Below are 15,504 nucleotides of genomic sequence, written 5' to 3'. Positions count from 1 at the left end.
CAGCACCACGCCGCGCGGGCTCGCCGAGCCGACGAGGAGGGGCCGGCCCCGCAATGTGGGGTCGTCGAGCTGCTCGACCGCCGCATAGAACGCGTCCATATCGGCATGGGCGACGATGCGTGGCCAATCCCGGTGTGCGCGACTCATAGTCTAGTCTAGCCCAACCGGCAGCGACTTTCCCGGCTTGGCCTGTCATCGTGCTGGTGTAGGCTCGCGGGTCGATGGCACCCGAACCGACATTCCGATGCGCGACGCTCGCGGATGCTTGCGCGCTCGCCGTGCTGGTGGACATCGCCGGCGAAGGCGCCCCCAACTGGCTCTGGCGCAGTCTGGCGCTGCCAGGCCAATCGGCTCTGGAGGTCGGCCGGGACCGCGCCCGCCGCACGGAAGGCGGGTTCTCCTATCGCCACGCCACGCTCGCGACGGTCGGCGATGAGATCGCCGCTTGCTTGATCGTGTACCCGCTCGACGATCCTTACGATCTGACCGGGCTCGGCGACATGCCGCCCCTTGCCCAGCCGCTTATGCGGCTCGAGGCGCAAGCGCCGGGCTCCTGGTACGTCAATGTGCTCGCCACCTTTCCGGAGTTCCGGGGGCAGGGGATCGGCGCCAAGATGCTCGACATTGCCGAGGAGAAGGCACGCGAGGCCGGCGCGAACACCGCGAGTATCATCGTCGGAAGCTGGAACTCCGGTGCGATACGGCTTTACCAATGCGCCGGCTACAGGACCGTCGCCAGCGAGCCAGCCGTTCTGCCGCCGGACTTCCCGCAAAGCGGCGATTGGATTCTCCTGACACGGCTCCTCGCATGAGCGATACCGAATTCGATCTCGTGGTCATCGGCGCCGGTCCGGGCGGCTATGTCGCCGCCATTCGCGCGGCGCAGCTCGGCATGAAATGCGCCATCGTCGAGCGCGACAAGCTCGGCGGCGTGTGCCTCAACTGGGGCTGCATCCCGACTAAGGCGCTGCTGCGCACCTCCGAGGTTTATCATTTGATGCAGAACGCGGAGTCCTTCGGACTGCGTGCGGAGAATATCGGCTTCGACCTGGCAAAGGTGATCGAGCGCAGCCGCAAAGTGGCCGAGAAGCTGTCGAGCGGCGTTGCCTATCTGATGAAGAAGAACAACATCGCCGTCATCGAGGCCACAGCGAAACTCGAAGGCGGCGGCCGCGTCGGGCTCACCGGCAAGAACGGCGAGGCGCTACCGTCCCTCTCCGGCAAGCACATCGTCGTCGCCACCGGCGCGCGGGCCAAGACGCTGCCGGGGCTCGAGCCCGACGGCAATCGCATCTGGACCTACAAGGAAGCGATGATCCCGGAGAGCTTTCCCAAATCTCTGCTGATCGTCGGCTCCGGCGCCATCGGCATCGAGTTCGCCAGCTTCTACCGCACCCTCGGCGCGCAGGTGACCGTGATCGAGGTGCTGGACCGCATCCTGCCGGTCGAGGACGAGGAGATCTCGCGGCTCGCGCACAAGGCCTTCGTCAAGCAGGGCATCGCCATCCGCACCGGCACCACCGTCGAACGGCTGATTCCTGGCGAGGATGGCGTCACCGCGATCCTCAAAACACCGGACGGCGAGAGCATTGAAGGCATTGTCGACCGCGTGATCCTCGCCGTGGGCATCACCGGCAACGTGGAAGGGCTCGGGCTGGAAGAGCAAGGGATCAAGGTCGAGAAGGGCCATATCGCCATAGACGAATGGTGCCGCACCGGCGTCGAAGGCCTCTACGCGATCGGCGACGTGGCCGGCCCGCCCTGGCTCGCGCACAAGGCCATGCATGAGGGAGTCATGTGCGTGGAAAAGATCGCACGGCTAGACGGCGTCCACCCCATGGACAAGACCAACATCCCGTCCTGCACCTATTGCGCACCGCAGATCGCGAGCCTCGGGCTTAGCGAGACGGCGGCGCGCGAGGCGGGCTACGACATTAAAATCGGCCGCTATCCCTATTCCGCGAACGGCAAGGCGATCGCGCTTGGCGAGACCGAGGGCCTGGTGAAGACGATTTTCGACGCAAAGACAGGGGCTTTGCTCGGCGCACACATGATCGGTGCTGAGGTCACGGAGCTGATTCAGGGCTTCGCGGTCGGCAAGACCCTGGAAACGACGGAGGCGGAATTGATCGCCACCATCTTCCCCCATCCGACATTGTCGGAGATGATGCACGAATCGGTGCTCGACGCCTTCGGGCGAGCCCTCCACATTTAGTCGGCGCGTAACGGAGCGCTTTGCGAGAGCACGACCAACGATCGGAGGACGACTATGAGCCTGATTATTTTTCTCGTGATCGGTCTGATTGCCGGCGCGCTCGCCTCTTACATCATGGGGCGCCAGCAGGATCTCTTGATCAATCTGCTGATCGGTGTTGTCGGCGCCGTGGTCGGCGGCCTGCTCGCAGGCCTTGTCGGCATCGCCGCCTACGGACTGATCGGTCAGATCATTATCGCCACGATTGGCGCGGTGATCTGCCTGTGGGTGTGGCAACGCATGCGCTAGGCGAACCCGCCGAAGCGTGGGAGAGGAGGCGACTATGGAAGGTCATGGCTTGTTATCGATGCCGGGTGTGGGCTTCTTCGGCATGCTGATCATCGGCCTCATCGCCGGTTACATCGCCGAGAAGGCGACCGCCAGCGATCATGGGCTGTTCACCAATCTGCTGGTCGGCATCGCCGGCTCGTTCGTCGGCGGCACGCTCGCCGGGCTGTTGAAGATCGAGTTCTACGGCTGGCTCGGCAATCTGATCGTCGCGTCGATCGGCGCGATCCTGCTGATCTGGATTTGGCGGAAAGTCACGGGGTCCGAGTCAACGTGAGTCGCTTATGGTTACGGTGATCGACACAGTCACTGAGGTGAAGGCGCGGCCGCGCCATCCTGAGAAGGCGCGGCTGCCCGACACCCCCGTCATACCCAAGCCGCCGTGGATCCGGGTGAAGGCGCCCGGCGCGCACGCGTTCGATCGTACCCGCGCAATCTTGCGTACTCATCGTCTCCACACGGTCTGCGAGGAGGCGGCCTGTCCCAATATCGGCGAGTGCTGGGAGAAGCGCCACGCGACTGTGATGATCATGGGCGACGTCTGCACGCGGGCTTGCGCCTTCTGCAACGTGGCCACCGGCAAACCGACGCATCTCGACGAAGGCGAGCCCGCGCGTGTCGCCGACGCCATTGCCGCGCTCGATCTCAACCACGTCGTGGTCACCTCCGTCGACCGCGACGACCTCGCCGATGGCGGCGCGACGCATTTCGCGCGCACCATCGCCGCCATCCGGCACGCCGCGCCGAACACCACGGTCGAAGTGCTGACGCCGGACTTCATGCGCAAGGACGGCGCGATCGAGATCGTCGTCGCCGCGCGGCCCGACGTATTCAATCACAATGTGGAGACGGTGCCTTCGCTCTACCGGCGCATTCGTCCCGGCGCCGATTATCGTCACTCGCTGGCGCTGCTGAGTGAGGCCAAGCGTCTCGATCCGTCGCTCTTCACCAAGTCCGGCATCATGGTGGGCTTGGGCGAGACCGACGACGAAATCGCCGACCTGATGGACGATCTGCGCGGGTCGGATGTCGATTTTCTCACCATCGGCCAGTATCTTCAGCCGACGCGTAAACATGCGGCCATTGACCGCTTTGTCACGCCCGAGGCGTTCCAATCCTATAAGCGGACCGCCGACGACAAGGGATTTCTCCTGGTGGCTGCGAGCCCGCTGACCCGCTCCTCCTATCACGCCGCCGAGGACTTCGAGCGGCTCGAGGCCGCCCGCCTTGCTTCTCTCGGCGCTTAGGCGCACGCCATCTCCGATCCCTCATGCACGTCTTCGAGCTCAAGCATCCCGTTGCACACTCCGCGGACGACATGTACGCGCTCGTGGCCAATATCGAGGACTACCCGCAGTTCTTGCCGCTGTGCGAAGCCCTGAAGATCAAGCGCCGGGAGACGGTCGAGGACAAGGAGGTGCTGATTGCCACCATGCAGGTGGGCTACAAGCTGATCCGCGAAAGCTTCACCACCAGAGTGGTGCTCGATCCCGCCACGCGGACCATCTTCGTCGAATATCTCGACGGACCGTTCTCGCATCTTGAGAACCGCTGGCAATTCATTCCGCGCGCCGCCGGCGGCTCGGATATCGACTTCTATATCGCCTACAGCTTCCGCTCGCGCATGTTCGAGCGCCTGGTGGGCGGCTTCTTCGACAAGGCGGTACAGAAATATACGAGCGCCTTCGAAGCGCGCGCCGACGAGGTCTACGGCATCAAGACTTTGGCGTTCACCTCACAAGAGTGAACGCAACATCGACAACGCCCGCTCGACACTGCGCCGTCTGACTTCGGCGCGCCCGAGATCGCCGAACACGACACGCTCGTGGTGCATGGGACCTTCGGGTCGCCCCGCGGCGAAATGCACGAGCCCCACGGGTTTTTCGGGCGTTCCGCCGTCCGGCCCGGCGATCCCGGTGACGGCCAGGGCGAGACTTGCATTGGAATGCGTTAGCGCGCCACCCGCCATGGCGCGCGCGACGTCCTCGCTCACCGCGCCGTGCTTTTCGATCAGCCAGTAGGGCACACCCAACATCTCGCTTTTGGCCGTGTTGGAGTAGGTGACGAAGCCCCGCTCGAACACATCCGAGCATCCCGGCACGGCGGTGAGCGTGGCGGCGAGGAGGCCTCCGGTACACGACTCTGCGGTCGCCACGAGCTCGCCCTTGTCGCGCGCGGCGGACAAGAAATCGGCAGCCTGCCGCACGATGTCTGCGTCGATCTCGATCTTGTCCGTCATGGAACTCTCACCGTTGCCGTTGCCATGGCCGCGATGCCTTCGCCGCGGCCGACGAAACCGAGTCCCTCGTTCGTCGTGGCCTTAACGCTCACCTGTACGCTTTCGATCCCGAGAATTTGGGCCATCGCGCCGCGCATGGCGTCGCGATAGGGCCCGATGCGGGGCGCTTCGCACAGAAGGGTCACGTCCACATGCACGATACTGCCGCCGCGCGCGGCGATCTTATCGGCGGCGGCCTTGAGGAAGATCTCGGAGCCCGCGCCACGCCAGCGATCATCGGAGGGCGGAAAGTGCGTGCCGATATCCCCGTCGGCGATGGTGCCGAGCAGCGCGTCGGTGAGCGCATGTAAACCCACATCGGCGTCGCTATGACCGATGAGCTTCTTGGTATGCGGAATGCGCACACCACATAGGATGACTTCGTCACCAGGCTCCAGTGCATGCACGTCATAGCCGGAGCCGACACGCATCGTGCCCGTGCCGCTCGCCCGCCGCATCATCTCGTCAGCGATCGTCAAATCCTCCGCCGTGGTCAGCTTGCGATTATGCTCCGCGCCCTCGACCAGCGCCACGTCGAGCCCGAACCATTCGGCGACCGCCGCATCGTCGGTGAAGTCGAGGGTCGGGTCCTGCGCCGCGGCGCGATGCGCGGCAAGGATCGCGTCGAAGTGGAAGCCTTGCGGTGTCTGCGCCCGCCACAGCCCCTCGCGCGACACCGTGCCCATAACGCGCCCGTGCTCCTCGCGTTTCAGCGTATCCGTGACCGGGAGACAGGGCAGGGCGCCCGGATGCCCCTCGAGCGATGCGGTCACCCGCGAGATCAGCGCTCCATCGACAAAGGGGCGGGCCGCGTCATGAATGAGAACCCGATCGGGCGATCTCTCCGCGAGCACCTCGAGCCCGGCCCGAACGCTGTCTTGCCGGCGGGCGCCGCCCATGACGGGGGCCAAAAGCCGACCCGCGAACGGTCCGGCTGCCTCCTCGTAAAGCACACGGTCATCGGGGTGAATGACGACAAGAATGTCGTCGACGCCCGAATGTGCGGCAAAGGCGCAAAGCGTATGCGTAAGCATCGGCTCCGAGCCGATCCGGCAATATTGCTTGGGTTGCAAGGTGTCCGTGGCTGCACGAGCCCCACGACCTGCCGCCACGATCAGTGCCGCCACGCTCACAACCTCTTCTCCCAAATTCCGCAACAATTCCGAGACGTTTCGCCGTTAAGCCTTTGCGCAACATTATTGTTGCACTGCGGCAAAAGGAATATTGCCCCCACGTCAAAACCCTCGTATCGTGCCCAATAATAGATCATGGGGCGTTGGTGCACATAAATTGAGCACAACAACTAGATCAGTCATCGGACGGCCGCGAGGATATACGCATTGAGCGTCTCGACCAAAAAACCAAGTGCGCGCCGCAAAGCCGAGTCGATTCCCTGCGAGGCCCTGGTGGACGCCTTGCCGCATCCGCTGCTCGTGATCGGCAAGGACCTTGCCATCGAGTACGCCAACACGGCGGCCGAGGATTTTTTCCAGATGAGTGCCGGCGTTCTCTGCCGCCACGGCCTGCCCGACGTGGTCGCCTTCGGCTGCCCGCTGATCGCCCTGGTCGAGCAGGTGCAGCGTAACGGAACTACCGTCAACGAATATGGGGTGGAGCTCGGCTCGTTCCGCTTCGAGGCGGCCAAGCTCGTGGACCTATATGGCGGTCCGGTGCCCGACGCACCCGGCCGGGTCATGGTCATGCTTCAACAGCGCAGCATGGCGCAGATGATCGAGCGCCAGCTCACCCATCGCGGCGCCGCGCGCTCCGTCTCGGGACTTGCCGCGGTTCTGGCGCACGAAATCAAAAATCCGCTATCGGGCATTAGAGGCGCCGCGCAACTCTTAGAGGGCGACCGCACCGATGGCGATCGCACGCTGACCCAGCTCATCTGCTCGGAGTCAGACCGCATCTGCAAGCTCGTCGATCGCATGGAGATCTTTGGCGACGAGCGGCCGATCCAGCGCGAGCCCGTGAACATTCACGACGTCCTCGATCACGTGAAGCAGATCGCCAGTACCGGCTTCGCGCGGCACATCAAGATCGTGGAGAACTACGACCCGTCGTTGCCGTCGGTGCCGGGCAGCCGCGACAAGCTGGTTCAAGTGTTTCTCAATCTCATCAAGAACGCCTCCGAGGCCATCGGTGAGGAGCGTAACGACGGACAGATCACGCTCTCCACCGCGTTCCGGCCGGGAGTCCGGCTCTCCGTGCCGGGAAGCCAAGCGCGCGTCAGCCTGCCGTTGGAGATCGCCGTCGAGGACAATGGCACCGGCGTACCGACTGATCTCATCCAGCATCTCTTCGACCCGTTCGTCTCCACCAAACCTTCAGGTACGGGCCTCGGTCTTGCCTTGGTGGCCAAGATCATCGGCGATCATGGGGGAATAATCGAATGCGACTCACGACCCCGATACACGGTCTTTCGGGCGCTAATGCCGATGGCCGACAGCGAAGCGACGCAAGCGACAGCGGAAGCGCAGGCGTAAAGACAATGGGCAAGGGAAATATTCTCATCGCCGACGACGACGCGGCGATCCGAACCGTCTTAAACCAGGCCCTGGCCAGGGCCGGCTACGCGCCACGCGCCACCGGCAACGCCGCAACCCTATGGCGCTGGATCAGCCAAGGGGAGGGCGACCTCGTGATCACCGACGTGGTGATGCCCGACGAGAACGCCTTCGATCTCATCCCGCGCGTCAAGAAGCTGAGACCGGACCTGCCCATCATCGTGATGAGCGCGCAGAACACCTTCATGACCGCGATCACCGCCGCCGAGCGCGGGGCCTATGAGTATCTGCCGAAGCCCTTCGATCTGAACGAGCTGATCTCGGTGGTGGGGCGTGCGCTTGCCGAGCCGCGCAAAAGGGCGCAGCGGCTGTCCGCGGAATCGACCGACGGCATGCCCCTGATCGGCCGCTGTGCGGCGATGCAGGACATCTATCGCGTGCTCGCCCGGCTTACCCAGACCGACCTCACCGTGATGATCACCGGCGAGTCCGGCACGGGCAAGGAACTCGTCGCCCGCGCGCTGCATGAATACGGAAAGCGCCGCAACGGCCCATTCGTCGCCATCAACATGGCCGCGATCCCGCGCGAGTTGATCGAGTCGGAGCTGTTCGGCCACGAGAAGGGCGCCTTCACCGGCGCGCAGATGAAACACGTGGGCCGCTTCGAGCAAGCCGAAGGCGGCACGCTGTTCCTCGACGAGATCGGCGACATGCCGATGGAGGCGCAGACGCGGCTCCTGCGCGTTCTCCAGGAAGGCGAATACACCACGGTCGGCGGACGCACGCCGATCCGCACCAATGTCAGGATCATCGCCGCGACCAATCGCGAGTTGCAGCAGCAGATCGATCAGGGTCTGTTCCGCGAAGACCTCTACTACCGGCTGAACGTCGTACCGTTGCGGCTGCCGCCCTTGCGCGAGCGACTGGAGGACATTCCCGATCTCGTCCGCCACTTTCTCTCCATCGCCGAGAAGGAAGGGCTGCCGCCCAAAGGCTTCGAGCCCGCAGCCATCGAGCGGTTGAAGCGCTACCACTGGCCGGGCAACGTGCGCGAGCTAGAGAACCTGGTGCGGCGCCTGTCGGCCATCTATGCCCAAGACATCGTCACGGCCGAGATTGTGGAGAGCGAGTTCGCGACCGCGGCCCGCGCGCCGTTCCCCGATGCCCAAGAAGCCAGCGGAGACCTGTCGGAGTCCGTGGAGCGCTATCTCAGCGACTACTTCATGGGCTTCGGCCAGGACCTGCCGCCAGCCGGGCTCTATACGCGCATTCTGCGGAAAGTGGAGTTTCCGCTGATTACCGCGGCGCTCGCCGCGACCAGGGGCAATCAAATCCGCGCCGCCGACCTTCTCGGGCTCAACCGCAATACCTTGCGCAAGAAGATCCGCGATCTCGGCATCAAGGTGATCCGCACCCCAAGCATCTGACCCTGGTTAATCACCTAGGAAGTCCCCATATCCCGGCGGCCGGTGGCCCCCCGGGCTCGTCGGCCGTGGGGCGTGAGGCGGGCGGCCATGTCGCCAAAGCGCCACATTGTGATTTTATTGCACCATAGCTGAGACGGACGCACCAGTGGAAGGACCGGCGCGAACCGGGACTCCAACGGGGAAGCCAGGGGAAAGCGGTTTGCGCAGCGTCGTCCAAACTCCGCAAAAACCGAGAAAGCACAAGGACTTCTTGCGTCCGTCCTCCGCCGCCGGGCAGGCTAAGGAGGATGTCTCGGCCAGCTCGCGGGCTCGCAACCGTCTCCCGCTCACGCTCGGCCTGATCATCATGGTCCTGTCCCTCTGCTCGGGACTGGCCACCTATCTCGTTCTCACCGGGCTGACCCCCATCATTCCCACCCAGAGGGTGGTGGTGGGGTTGCTGCTGATCAACCTGCTCCTCGTCCTCGCCATGCTCGGCATCATCGCCTGGCAGGTGACGGGGCTCTGGCTCGCCAGGCGCCGCCACGAGGCCGGCGCGCAGCTCCATGTGCGCATCGTCAGCCTGTTCAGTGTGATTGCCGTGGCGCCTGCGATCCTGCTCGCGGTGTTCGCCAGCGTTTCCCTCGACCGCGGCCTCGACCACTGGTTCTCCTCGAGCACCAAATCGATCATCCAAAACTCCATCGACGTGGCGACGGCCTATCTCCAAGAGCACGGCCAAGTGATTCGCGCCGACACGGTCGGCATGGCCAAGGATATCGACGAGGCGGTCGCGCTGGTACGGGCGCAGCCCCAAGGCTTCGGCAATTTTCTAAACGCCCAGGCCGCCATCCGCGCGCTTCCCGCCGCCTATCTCATCGACCACAGCGGCAAGATCCTCGCCACGGCCGCGTCCGTTCCCGAACTGCCGTATCAGGCGCCCCCCAAGGAGGCCATGGAGCTCGCGAAGAAGGGGCAAGTCATCGTCATCGCGCCGGGCCAGACGAGCATGGTCGGTGCCATCAAGAGCCTGAACAATTTCGACGACACCTATCTTTATGTGATCCGGCCGGTGAACGCGCGCGTGCTTCAGCAGCTACGCGCCACCCGTGCCAGTGTCGCCGAGTATCAGTTGCTCGAACAGCGCCGCGCCGGCGTGCAGGTGGCCTTCGGCCTGATGTATGTGGCCATCGCGCTCACGCTGCTATTGTCGGCGATCTGGATCGGCATGTGGTTCGCCAACAGGCTGGTCGCGCCGATCGGCCAGTTGATGGGCGCCGCGGAAGAGATCAGCCAGGGCAATCTCGGCGTCGAGGTGACCGTCAATCCCGCGGACGGCGACCTCGCCACGCTGGGCTCGACCTTCAACACCATGACGTCGGAGCTCAAGACGCAGCGCGATGAACTCGTCGGCGCCAATTCGACCCTCGATGAGCGCAACCGCTTCATGGAGGCGGTGCTCTCGGGCGTTACCGCGGGCGTGGTGGGCGTCGACGCCAACGGCACCGTCAATCTGGTCAACCGCTCCGCCCAGGAGCTTCTCGGCCTTAAGGAGGAGAAGTTCATCGGCAAGAAGCTTGCCGACGTCGTGCCGGAATTCGGCCAGCACATGAAGCGCGCGCAGAAGCAGGGACGGCGGCTTGCCACCGACCAGGTGACGCTGCGCCGCGGCGGTTCGGAACGCAACTTCGCCGTCCGCGTCACCAGCGAAGGCGACGGACAAGGCTACGTGGTGACGTTCGACGACATCACCGAGTTGGTCATCGCCCAGCGCTCGACCGCCTGGGCCGACGTGGCGCGCCGCATCGCGCACGAGATCAAGAACCCTCTCACGCCGATCCAGCTTTCGGCCGAGCGCATTCGCCGCAAATACGGCGCCTCTATCACCAAGGACCGCGAGATCTTCGAGCAGTGCACCGACACCATCATCCGCCAGGTCTCCGACATCGGGCGGATGGTCGATGAGTTCTCCGCCTTCGCCCGCATGCCCAAGCCTGTCATGGAAATGCATGACGTACGCGAGATCGTGCGCGAGGCGGTGTTCCTCTTCCAGGTGAGCCGGCCGGACATCGAGTTCGAGCTCGACCTTCCAAAAGAGCCGGTCATGACCATGTCCGACCAGCGCCTGCTCACCCAGGCGGTGACGAACCTGGTGAAGAATGCGAGCGAAGGCATCGACACGGCCGTGGAAGCCGCGCCCGAACGCGCCGGCACGGGCCAGATCACCGCGAAGGTTACGACCAAGGCCGACCGCGTCTACGTCACCATCATCGACAATGGCTGCGGTTTGCCGAAGGAGAACCGCGACCGTCTGGTCGAGCCGTACATGACCACGCGGGTCAAAGGCACCGGACTTGGATTGGCCATCGTGCACCGCATCACCGAGCAGCACGGCGGCAAACTGCAACTGGCCGATGCGCCTAAGCGCAACGGCAAGGTCGAAGGGGCGTCAGTGCGAATGGACTTGCCAATCGTGGCGCGGGACGAGGCGGAGACGGACGCGGCGTCCGAAACCGCCTCAGCCGACGATACGAGCAAGTCCGAGCCGGCCGAGGAGGAAGAGGAAGTAACCCATGGCGTCTGACATCCTAGTCGTCGACGACGAAGCGGATATTCGAGAACTCATTTCCGGCATCCTCGAGGATGAAGGACACGGCACCCGGCTCGCCAAGAACAGCGACGAGACCCTTCAGGTCATCGAGGAGCGGCGGCCATCGCTCGTCATTCTCGATATCTGGCTCCAAGGCTCGAAGCTCGATGGGTTGGACCTCCTCGACTGCATCAAGGAGGCCCACCCGGACCTTCCAGTGATCATCATCAGCGGCCACGGCAATATCGAAACGGCGGTGGCGGCCATCCAGCGCGGCGCCTATGACTATATCGAGAAGCCGTTCAAGGCCGACCGGTTGGTGCTCATCACCTCCCGCGCGCTCGAGGCATCGCGGCTCAGGCGCGAGAACCGGGAGCTGCGTGAGCGCAGCACCTATTCCTTCGAGATGGTCGGCAAGTCCGCCGCCATCAGTCAGCTGCGCCAAGCCATCGATAAGGTCGCCCCGACCAATAGCCGGGTGTTGATCACCGGTCCTTCCGGCTGCGGCAAGGAACTCGCCGCCCGCGTGATGCATGGCAAGTCGTCCCGCGCCGACGGCCCTTTCGTGGTGCTGAACGCCGCGGCCATGGTGCCTGACCGCATGGAGCTCGAACTCTTCGGCACGGAAGAGGGAACCGGCTCCGGTCCCCGCAAGGTGGGCGCGCTCGAAGAAGCGCATGGCGGCACGCTCTATATCGACGAGGTCGCCGACATGCCGCTGGAGACCCAGGCCAAGATCCTGCGCGTGCTGGTGGAGCAGCGCTTCCAGCGCCTCGGCGGCGGGACCAAGGTGCATGTGGACGTGCGCGTGGTCTCCTCCACGAGCCACGACCTCCAGAAAGAAATCGCCGCGGGCCGTTTGCGCGAAGACCTCTATCACCGGCTGAACGTGGTGCCCATCCGCGTGCCCGGGCTCGCCGAGCGCCGCGAGGACGTACCGGACCTGGTGCGCTATTTCGTGCAGACCATCTCGGTGGCCTCCGGCTTGCCGCCGCGCCGCATCGGCGAGGACGCCATGGCCGTGCTCCAGTCGCACGAATGGCCGGGCAATGTCCGCCAGCTCCGCAACAATGTGGAGCGGCTGATGATCCTGGTCGGCGGCGATGCCGAGCAGATCGTGACCGCCGATATGCTGCCCGACGAGATTGTGTCCCCAGTGCCGCTATCGCCGAACGGGGCAGGCGGGGAGCACCTAATGTCGCTTCCTTTGCGGGATGCCCGGGAGATTTTCGAGCGAGAGTATTTGCTGGCCCAGGTCAACCGATTCGGCGGGAATATCTCGCGCACGGCCGAATTCGTGGGCATGGAGCGCTCCGCGCTGCACCGGAAACTTCGGGCGCTGGGCGTCAATTCGAATGAAAGAACTGCCGCCATGCGCTAGCATGGCAGCTTGACTCGCTTCGCTAGGGGGACATGCTCGCAAAAGCTATCCGCGTCAGAGACCTTGCGGACTTGCCTTGCAATCGCGTCTAATGCAATAGGTGGCCGGTTGAAGCGAGAGTCCGACGCCATCCAACAAGCGTAAGCGTGGACCAAAGGGACGGGGAAGCCCATGGCGACAGAACGCACGCAGAGCCTGCAAGATACGTTTCTTAATCACGTCCGCAAGACCAAGACGCCGCTCACCATTTTCCTGGTAAATGGTGTTAAACTTCAAGGCGTTGTGACCTGGTTCGATAATTTTTGCGTGCTCTTGCGCCGAGACGGCCATTCGCAGCTCGTCTACAAACACGCCATCTCGACCATCATGCCTGGCCAGCCCATCCAGCTTGCCGATATCACCGACGCGGAAGGTGCCGCTGAGTAATTGCGTCCAACCGACCCGAAAGAGCTAAGGCATAAAAAGGGGCAGGGGGGACGCAAGGACGCGCGTGCTGACGGGCGTGTCAGAACGGTCGTTGTCGCGCCGATTCTCGACAAGAAGTCCGGCAAAGGCGCCCGCGGACGCGGGCTCGACGCACCTGAGCGTTCACCCCAAGCGCGCCTCGAAGAGGCTGTCGGTCTTGCCCTCGCCATCGATCTCGATGTGCGCGAGAGCGGGGCGGTTCCGATTCCCCAGCCGAAGCCCGCGACCTTGTTCGGATCCGGCAAAGTTGAGGAACTCGCCGGCGTGGTCCGCATGGAAGAGGCAGAGCTCGTCATCGTCGACCATCCGCTCACGCCCGTGCAGCAGCGCAATCTCGAGACCGCGTGGAACGCCAAGGTGCTCGACCGAACCGGCCTGATCCTGGAGATCTTCGGCGAGCGCGCGCGTACTCGGGAAGGGCGCTTGCAGGTCGAGCTCGCCCATCTCGTCTACCAGAAGAGCCGGCTGGTCCGCTCCTGGACTCACCTTGAGCGCCAGCGCGGCGGCTTCGGCGTTCTCGGCGGCCCGGGCGAGACGCAGATCGAGACCGACCGCCGGCTCCTGAGCGAGCGCATCGTCAACATCCGCAAGGAACTGGACCAGGTGCGCCGCACCCGCGCGCTTCACCGTAAGTCCCGGCAGCGCGTGCCATATCCCGCCGTGGCGCTGGTCGGCTACACCAATGCCGGCAAATCGACTCTGTTCAACACGCTCACCGGCGCCGAGGTCCTGGCGCAAGACATCCTATTCGCCACGCTCGACCCGACCATCCGGGCGCTCGCGCTCCCGAATGGCTCGAAGGCCGTACTGTCCGACACGGTGGGCTTCATCTCCGATCTGCCGACGACGCTCATTGCCGCCTTCCGCGCCACGTTGGAGGAAGTGCAGGAGGCCGATCTGATCCTCCATGTCCGTGACATCGCCGATGCGGCAAGCGCCAGCCAGCGCGCCGACGTGAATACGGTGCTCGCCGATCTCGGCATCGACACCGAAGCCGAGCCCGACCGCTTGCTCGAAGTGTGGAACAAGGCCGACCTGCTCGATCCCGTCGCAAGAGAGCATGCGGAGAACGAGGCGGCGCGCCACGGCGCAGTCCTGGTCTCGGCCGTGAGCGGGTTCGGCCTCGATATGCTGCTGACGGAGATCGAGGGCAGGCTCAACCGCCGCCGTCAAACCATCGAGATCGCGGTGCAGCCGCAAGAAGGCGCGCTGTCCAATTGGATCTACGAGAATTGCGAGGTGATCTCGCGGGCCGATCTCGGCGAAGGCGTCACGTCGTTCCGCATTCGCGTGGCGCCGGAGAAGCGCGATAGGCTGGCACGCGTCGCCGGCGCCACGCGGCTCAATACCGCCGCCGAGGAGGGGGCGCCCTAGCCCTTTTTCTCGTCGGCCGCTTTCTCTGCCACTTTGGCCGCGTCCCATAACGCGTCCATCTCTTCGAGCGTCGAGTCCTTGAGCGTGCGTCCTTCCGCGGCAAGTGCCGCCTCGATGTTCTCAAAGCGCCGCACAAATTTTGTGTTGGCGCCGCGCAACGCCGCTTCCGGATCGACACCGAGATGCCGCGCAACGTTCGCCATGACGAACAGCAGGTCGCCGAACTCTTCGGCGACCGCGTCACGTGAATCCACGTTGTCCTTCCCGGCGATAGCCGCTTTGAGCTCGCCGAGCTCTTCCTCGACCTTGGCAAAAACGGGCGCGAGGTCCGGCCAGTCGAAGCCGACCTTCGCCGCGCGCTTTTGCAGTTTCACCGCGCGCGTCAGTCCCGGCAAGCCAACCGGCACATCTGCGAGCGCGCTCTTCGACTCTGCGTCGTCACCACGTTCGGCTTTTTCCTCGGCCTTGATGCGGTCCCACAGATCCGTGCGCATGAACTCCTCGCGGCGCGAGGCGTCCTCGAAGACATGCGGGTGCCGCCGGATCATCTTGCGCGTGATGGCGTCGACCACATCGGCGAAGGCGAAGCGCTTCTCCTCGGACGCCATCTGGGCGTGATAGATGACCTGGAGGAGGAGGTCGCCAAGCTCGTCCTTGAGCCCGTCCATGTCGTCGCGCGCGATAGCGTCGGCGACCTCGTAGGCTTCCTCGATGGTATAGGGAGCGATCGTCGCGAAACTCTGCTTCACGTCCCACGGACAGCCCGTATCCGGATCGCGCAGGCGCGCCATGACGGCGAGGAGACCCTCGAGATCATGCTTGCGGGGCGTGTCGTCAGCCATGACCGGCGCACCGGGAGCGCTTCGCAAAAATCACGAAAATTGTAGGGAAATCAGAGAGATCGCGGAAACGGTGCATTTCGGACCCCGACATCCTCGATTCGCATAAGGTATATTAT

The 15,504-nt window shown here is 64.2% G+C and carries 15 protein-coding genes and 1 pseudogene; 12 read left to right on the top strand and 4 right to left on the bottom strand.

Annotated elements, in window-relative coordinates; genetic code table 11:
• Positions 1-99: pseudogene (locus ACSLE4_RS07885) on the bottom strand (DNA polymerase IV); the annotation flags it as partial.
• Between the two features lie 122 nt (positions 100-221).
• Here ACSLE4_RS07885 and ACSLE4_RS07880 point away from each other — a divergent pair.
• The 6 genes from ACSLE4_RS07880 to ACSLE4_RS07855 are packed head-to-tail and all read left to right on the top strand — an operon-like array spanning position 222 to position 4,289.
• Positions 222-812, top strand: a complete 591-nt coding sequence (locus ACSLE4_RS07880; protein WP_435903923.1) for a GNAT family N-acetyltransferase — start codon at positions 222-224, stop codon at positions 810-812.
• Complete coding sequence (gene lpdA, locus ACSLE4_RS07875; RefSeq protein ID WP_435903922.1) at positions 809-2,215, top strand: dihydrolipoyl dehydrogenase; 1,407 nt, start codon at positions 809-811, stop codon at positions 2,213-2,215. The genes ACSLE4_RS07880 and lpdA overlap by 4 nt, the downstream gene beginning before the upstream one ends.
• A 54-nt stretch (positions 2,216-2,269) precedes the next feature.
• Positions 2,270-2,503: a GlsB/YeaQ/YmgE family stress response membrane protein gene (locus tag ACSLE4_RS07870; protein ID WP_435903921.1), complete on the top strand. Its 234-nt coding sequence runs from the start codon at positions 2,270-2,272 to the stop codon at positions 2,501-2,503.
• Positions 2,504-2,537: 34 nt separating this feature from the next.
• Complete coding sequence (locus tag ACSLE4_RS07865) at positions 2,538-2,819, top strand: GlsB/YeaQ/YmgE family stress response membrane protein (protein ID WP_435903920.1); 282 nt, start codon at positions 2,538-2,540, stop codon at positions 2,817-2,819.
• 7 nt (positions 2,820-2,826) lie between these two features.
• Positions 2,827-3,789 carry a lipoyl synthase gene (gene lipA / locus ACSLE4_RS07860; protein WP_435903919.1) on the top strand — a complete coding sequence of 321 codons (963 nt, stop codon included), beginning with the start codon at positions 2,827-2,829 and terminating at the stop codon, positions 3,787-3,789.
• Positions 3,790-3,812: 23 nt separating this feature from the next.
• Positions 3,813-4,289 carry a type II toxin-antitoxin system RatA family toxin gene (locus ACSLE4_RS07855; protein WP_435903918.1) on the top strand — a complete coding sequence of 159 codons (477 nt, stop codon included), beginning with the start codon at positions 3,813-3,815 and terminating at the stop codon, positions 4,287-4,289.
• On the opposite strand, the gene ACSLE4_RS07850 is transcribed toward ACSLE4_RS07855, so the two are convergent.
• Both ACSLE4_RS07850 and ACSLE4_RS07845 read right to left on the bottom strand, forming a co-directional pair.
• Positions 4,278-4,781, bottom strand: a complete 504-nt coding sequence (locus ACSLE4_RS07850; RefSeq protein WP_435903917.1) for a CinA family protein — start codon at positions 4,779-4,781, stop codon at positions 4,278-4,280. The genes ACSLE4_RS07855 and ACSLE4_RS07850 overlap by 12 nt on opposite strands.
• Entirely contained in the window at positions 4,778-5,953 is a 1,176-nt protein-coding gene (locus ACSLE4_RS07845) for a bifunctional 2-C-methyl-D-erythritol 4-phosphate cytidylyltransferase/2-C-methyl-D-erythritol 2,4-cyclodiphosphate synthase (RefSeq protein ID WP_435903916.1), read from the bottom strand. Before ACSLE4_RS07845 ends, ACSLE4_RS07850 begins: the two co-directional genes overlap by 4 nt.
• A gap of 207 nt (positions 5,954-6,160) precedes the next feature.
• Between ACSLE4_RS07845 and ACSLE4_RS07840 the strand changes: the two genes are divergently transcribed.
• The 6 genes from ACSLE4_RS07840 (at position 6,161) to hflX (ending at position 14,546) form a co-directional block, all read left to right on the top strand.
• Complete coding sequence (locus ACSLE4_RS07840; RefSeq protein ID WP_435903915.1) at positions 6,161-7,309, top strand: two-component system sensor histidine kinase NtrB; 1,149 nt, start codon at positions 6,161-6,163, stop codon at positions 7,307-7,309.
• Between the two features lie 5 nt (positions 7,310-7,314).
• Positions 7,315-8,757: a nitrogen regulation protein NR(I) gene (gene ntrC, locus ACSLE4_RS07835; RefSeq protein ID WP_435903914.1), complete on the top strand. Its 1,443-nt coding sequence runs from the start codon at positions 7,315-7,317 to the stop codon at positions 8,755-8,757.
• Between the two features lie 250 nt (positions 8,758-9,007).
• Entirely contained in the window at positions 9,008-11,320 is a 2,313-nt protein-coding gene (locus ACSLE4_RS07830) for an ATP-binding protein (RefSeq protein ID WP_435903913.1), read from the top strand.
• Positions 11,310-12,707: a nitrogen assimilation response regulator NtrX gene (gene ntrX, locus ACSLE4_RS07825; protein WP_435903912.1), complete on the top strand. Its 1,398-nt coding sequence runs from the start codon at positions 11,310-11,312 to the stop codon at positions 12,705-12,707. Before ACSLE4_RS07830 ends, ntrX begins: the two co-directional genes overlap by 11 nt.
• 171 nt (positions 12,708-12,878) lie before the next feature.
• Positions 12,879-13,133 (top strand): RNA chaperone Hfq, encoded by a 255-nt coding sequence (gene hfq / locus ACSLE4_RS07820; protein WP_069624231.1) that lies wholly within the window; start codon positions 12,879-12,881, stop codon positions 13,131-13,133.
• Positions 13,134-14,546 carry a GTPase HflX gene (hflX, locus tag ACSLE4_RS07815; protein WP_435903911.1) on the top strand — a complete coding sequence of 471 codons (1,413 nt, stop codon included), beginning with the start codon at positions 13,134-13,136 and terminating at the stop codon, positions 14,544-14,546.
• On the opposite strand, the gene mazG is transcribed toward hflX, so the two are convergent.
• Positions 14,543-15,388, bottom strand: coding sequence for a nucleoside triphosphate pyrophosphohydrolase (mazG, locus tag ACSLE4_RS07810; RefSeq protein ID WP_435903910.1), 846 nt, complete (start codon positions 15,386-15,388; stop codon positions 14,543-14,545). The two genes, hflX and mazG, sit on opposite strands and share 4 nt — an antisense overlap.
• Positions 15,389-15,504 lie beyond the last annotated feature (116 nt).

It is taken from the genome of Methyloceanibacter sp. (assembly GCF_051306395.1).
Lineage (GTDB): Bacteria > Pseudomonadota > Alphaproteobacteria > Rhizobiales > Methyloligellaceae > Methyloceanibacter.
This window is presented reverse-complemented; position numbering and strand designations above follow the sequence as displayed.

What these genes read in the sequence shown, in the direction of transcription:
- ACSLE4_RS07880 (WP_435903923.1), top strand. Translation starts at nt 222, where the DNA reads ATGGCACCCGAACCGACATTCCGATGCGCGACGCTCGCGGATGCTTGC.
- lpdA (WP_435903922.1), top strand. Translation starts at nt 809, where the DNA reads ATGAGCGATACCGAATTCGATCTCGTGGTCATCGGCGCCGGTCCGGGC.
- ACSLE4_RS07870 (WP_435903921.1), top strand. Translation starts at nt 2,270, where the DNA reads ATGAGCCTGATTATTTTTCTCGTGATCGGTCTGATTGCCGGCGCGCTC.
- ACSLE4_RS07865 (WP_435903920.1), top strand. Translation starts at nt 2,538, where the DNA reads ATGGAAGGTCATGGCTTGTTATCGATGCCGGGTGTGGGCTTCTTCGGC.
- lipA (WP_435903919.1), top strand. Translation starts at nt 2,827, where the DNA reads ATGGTTACGGTGATCGACACAGTCACTGAGGTGAAGGCGCGGCCGCGC.
- ACSLE4_RS07855 (WP_435903918.1), top strand. Translation starts at nt 3,813, where the DNA reads ATGCACGTCTTCGAGCTCAAGCATCCCGTTGCACACTCCGCGGACGAC.
- ACSLE4_RS07850 (WP_435903917.1), bottom strand. Translation starts at nt 4,781, where the DNA reads ATGACGGACAAGATCGAGATCGACGCAGACATCGTGCGGCAGGCTGCC.
- ntrC (WP_435903914.1), top strand. Translation starts at nt 7,315, where the DNA reads ATGGGCAAGGGAAATATTCTCATCGCCGACGACGACGCGGCGATCCGA.
- ntrX (WP_435903912.1), top strand. Translation starts at nt 11,310, where the DNA reads ATGGCGTCTGACATCCTAGTCGTCGACGACGAAGCGGATATTCGAGAA.
- hfq (WP_069624231.1), top strand. Translation starts at nt 12,879, where the DNA reads ATGGCGACAGAACGCACGCAGAGCCTGCAAGATACGTTTCTTAATCAC.
- mazG (WP_435903910.1), bottom strand. Translation starts at nt 15,388, where the DNA reads ATGGCTGACGACACGCCCCGCAAGCATGATCTCGAGGGTCTCCTCGCC.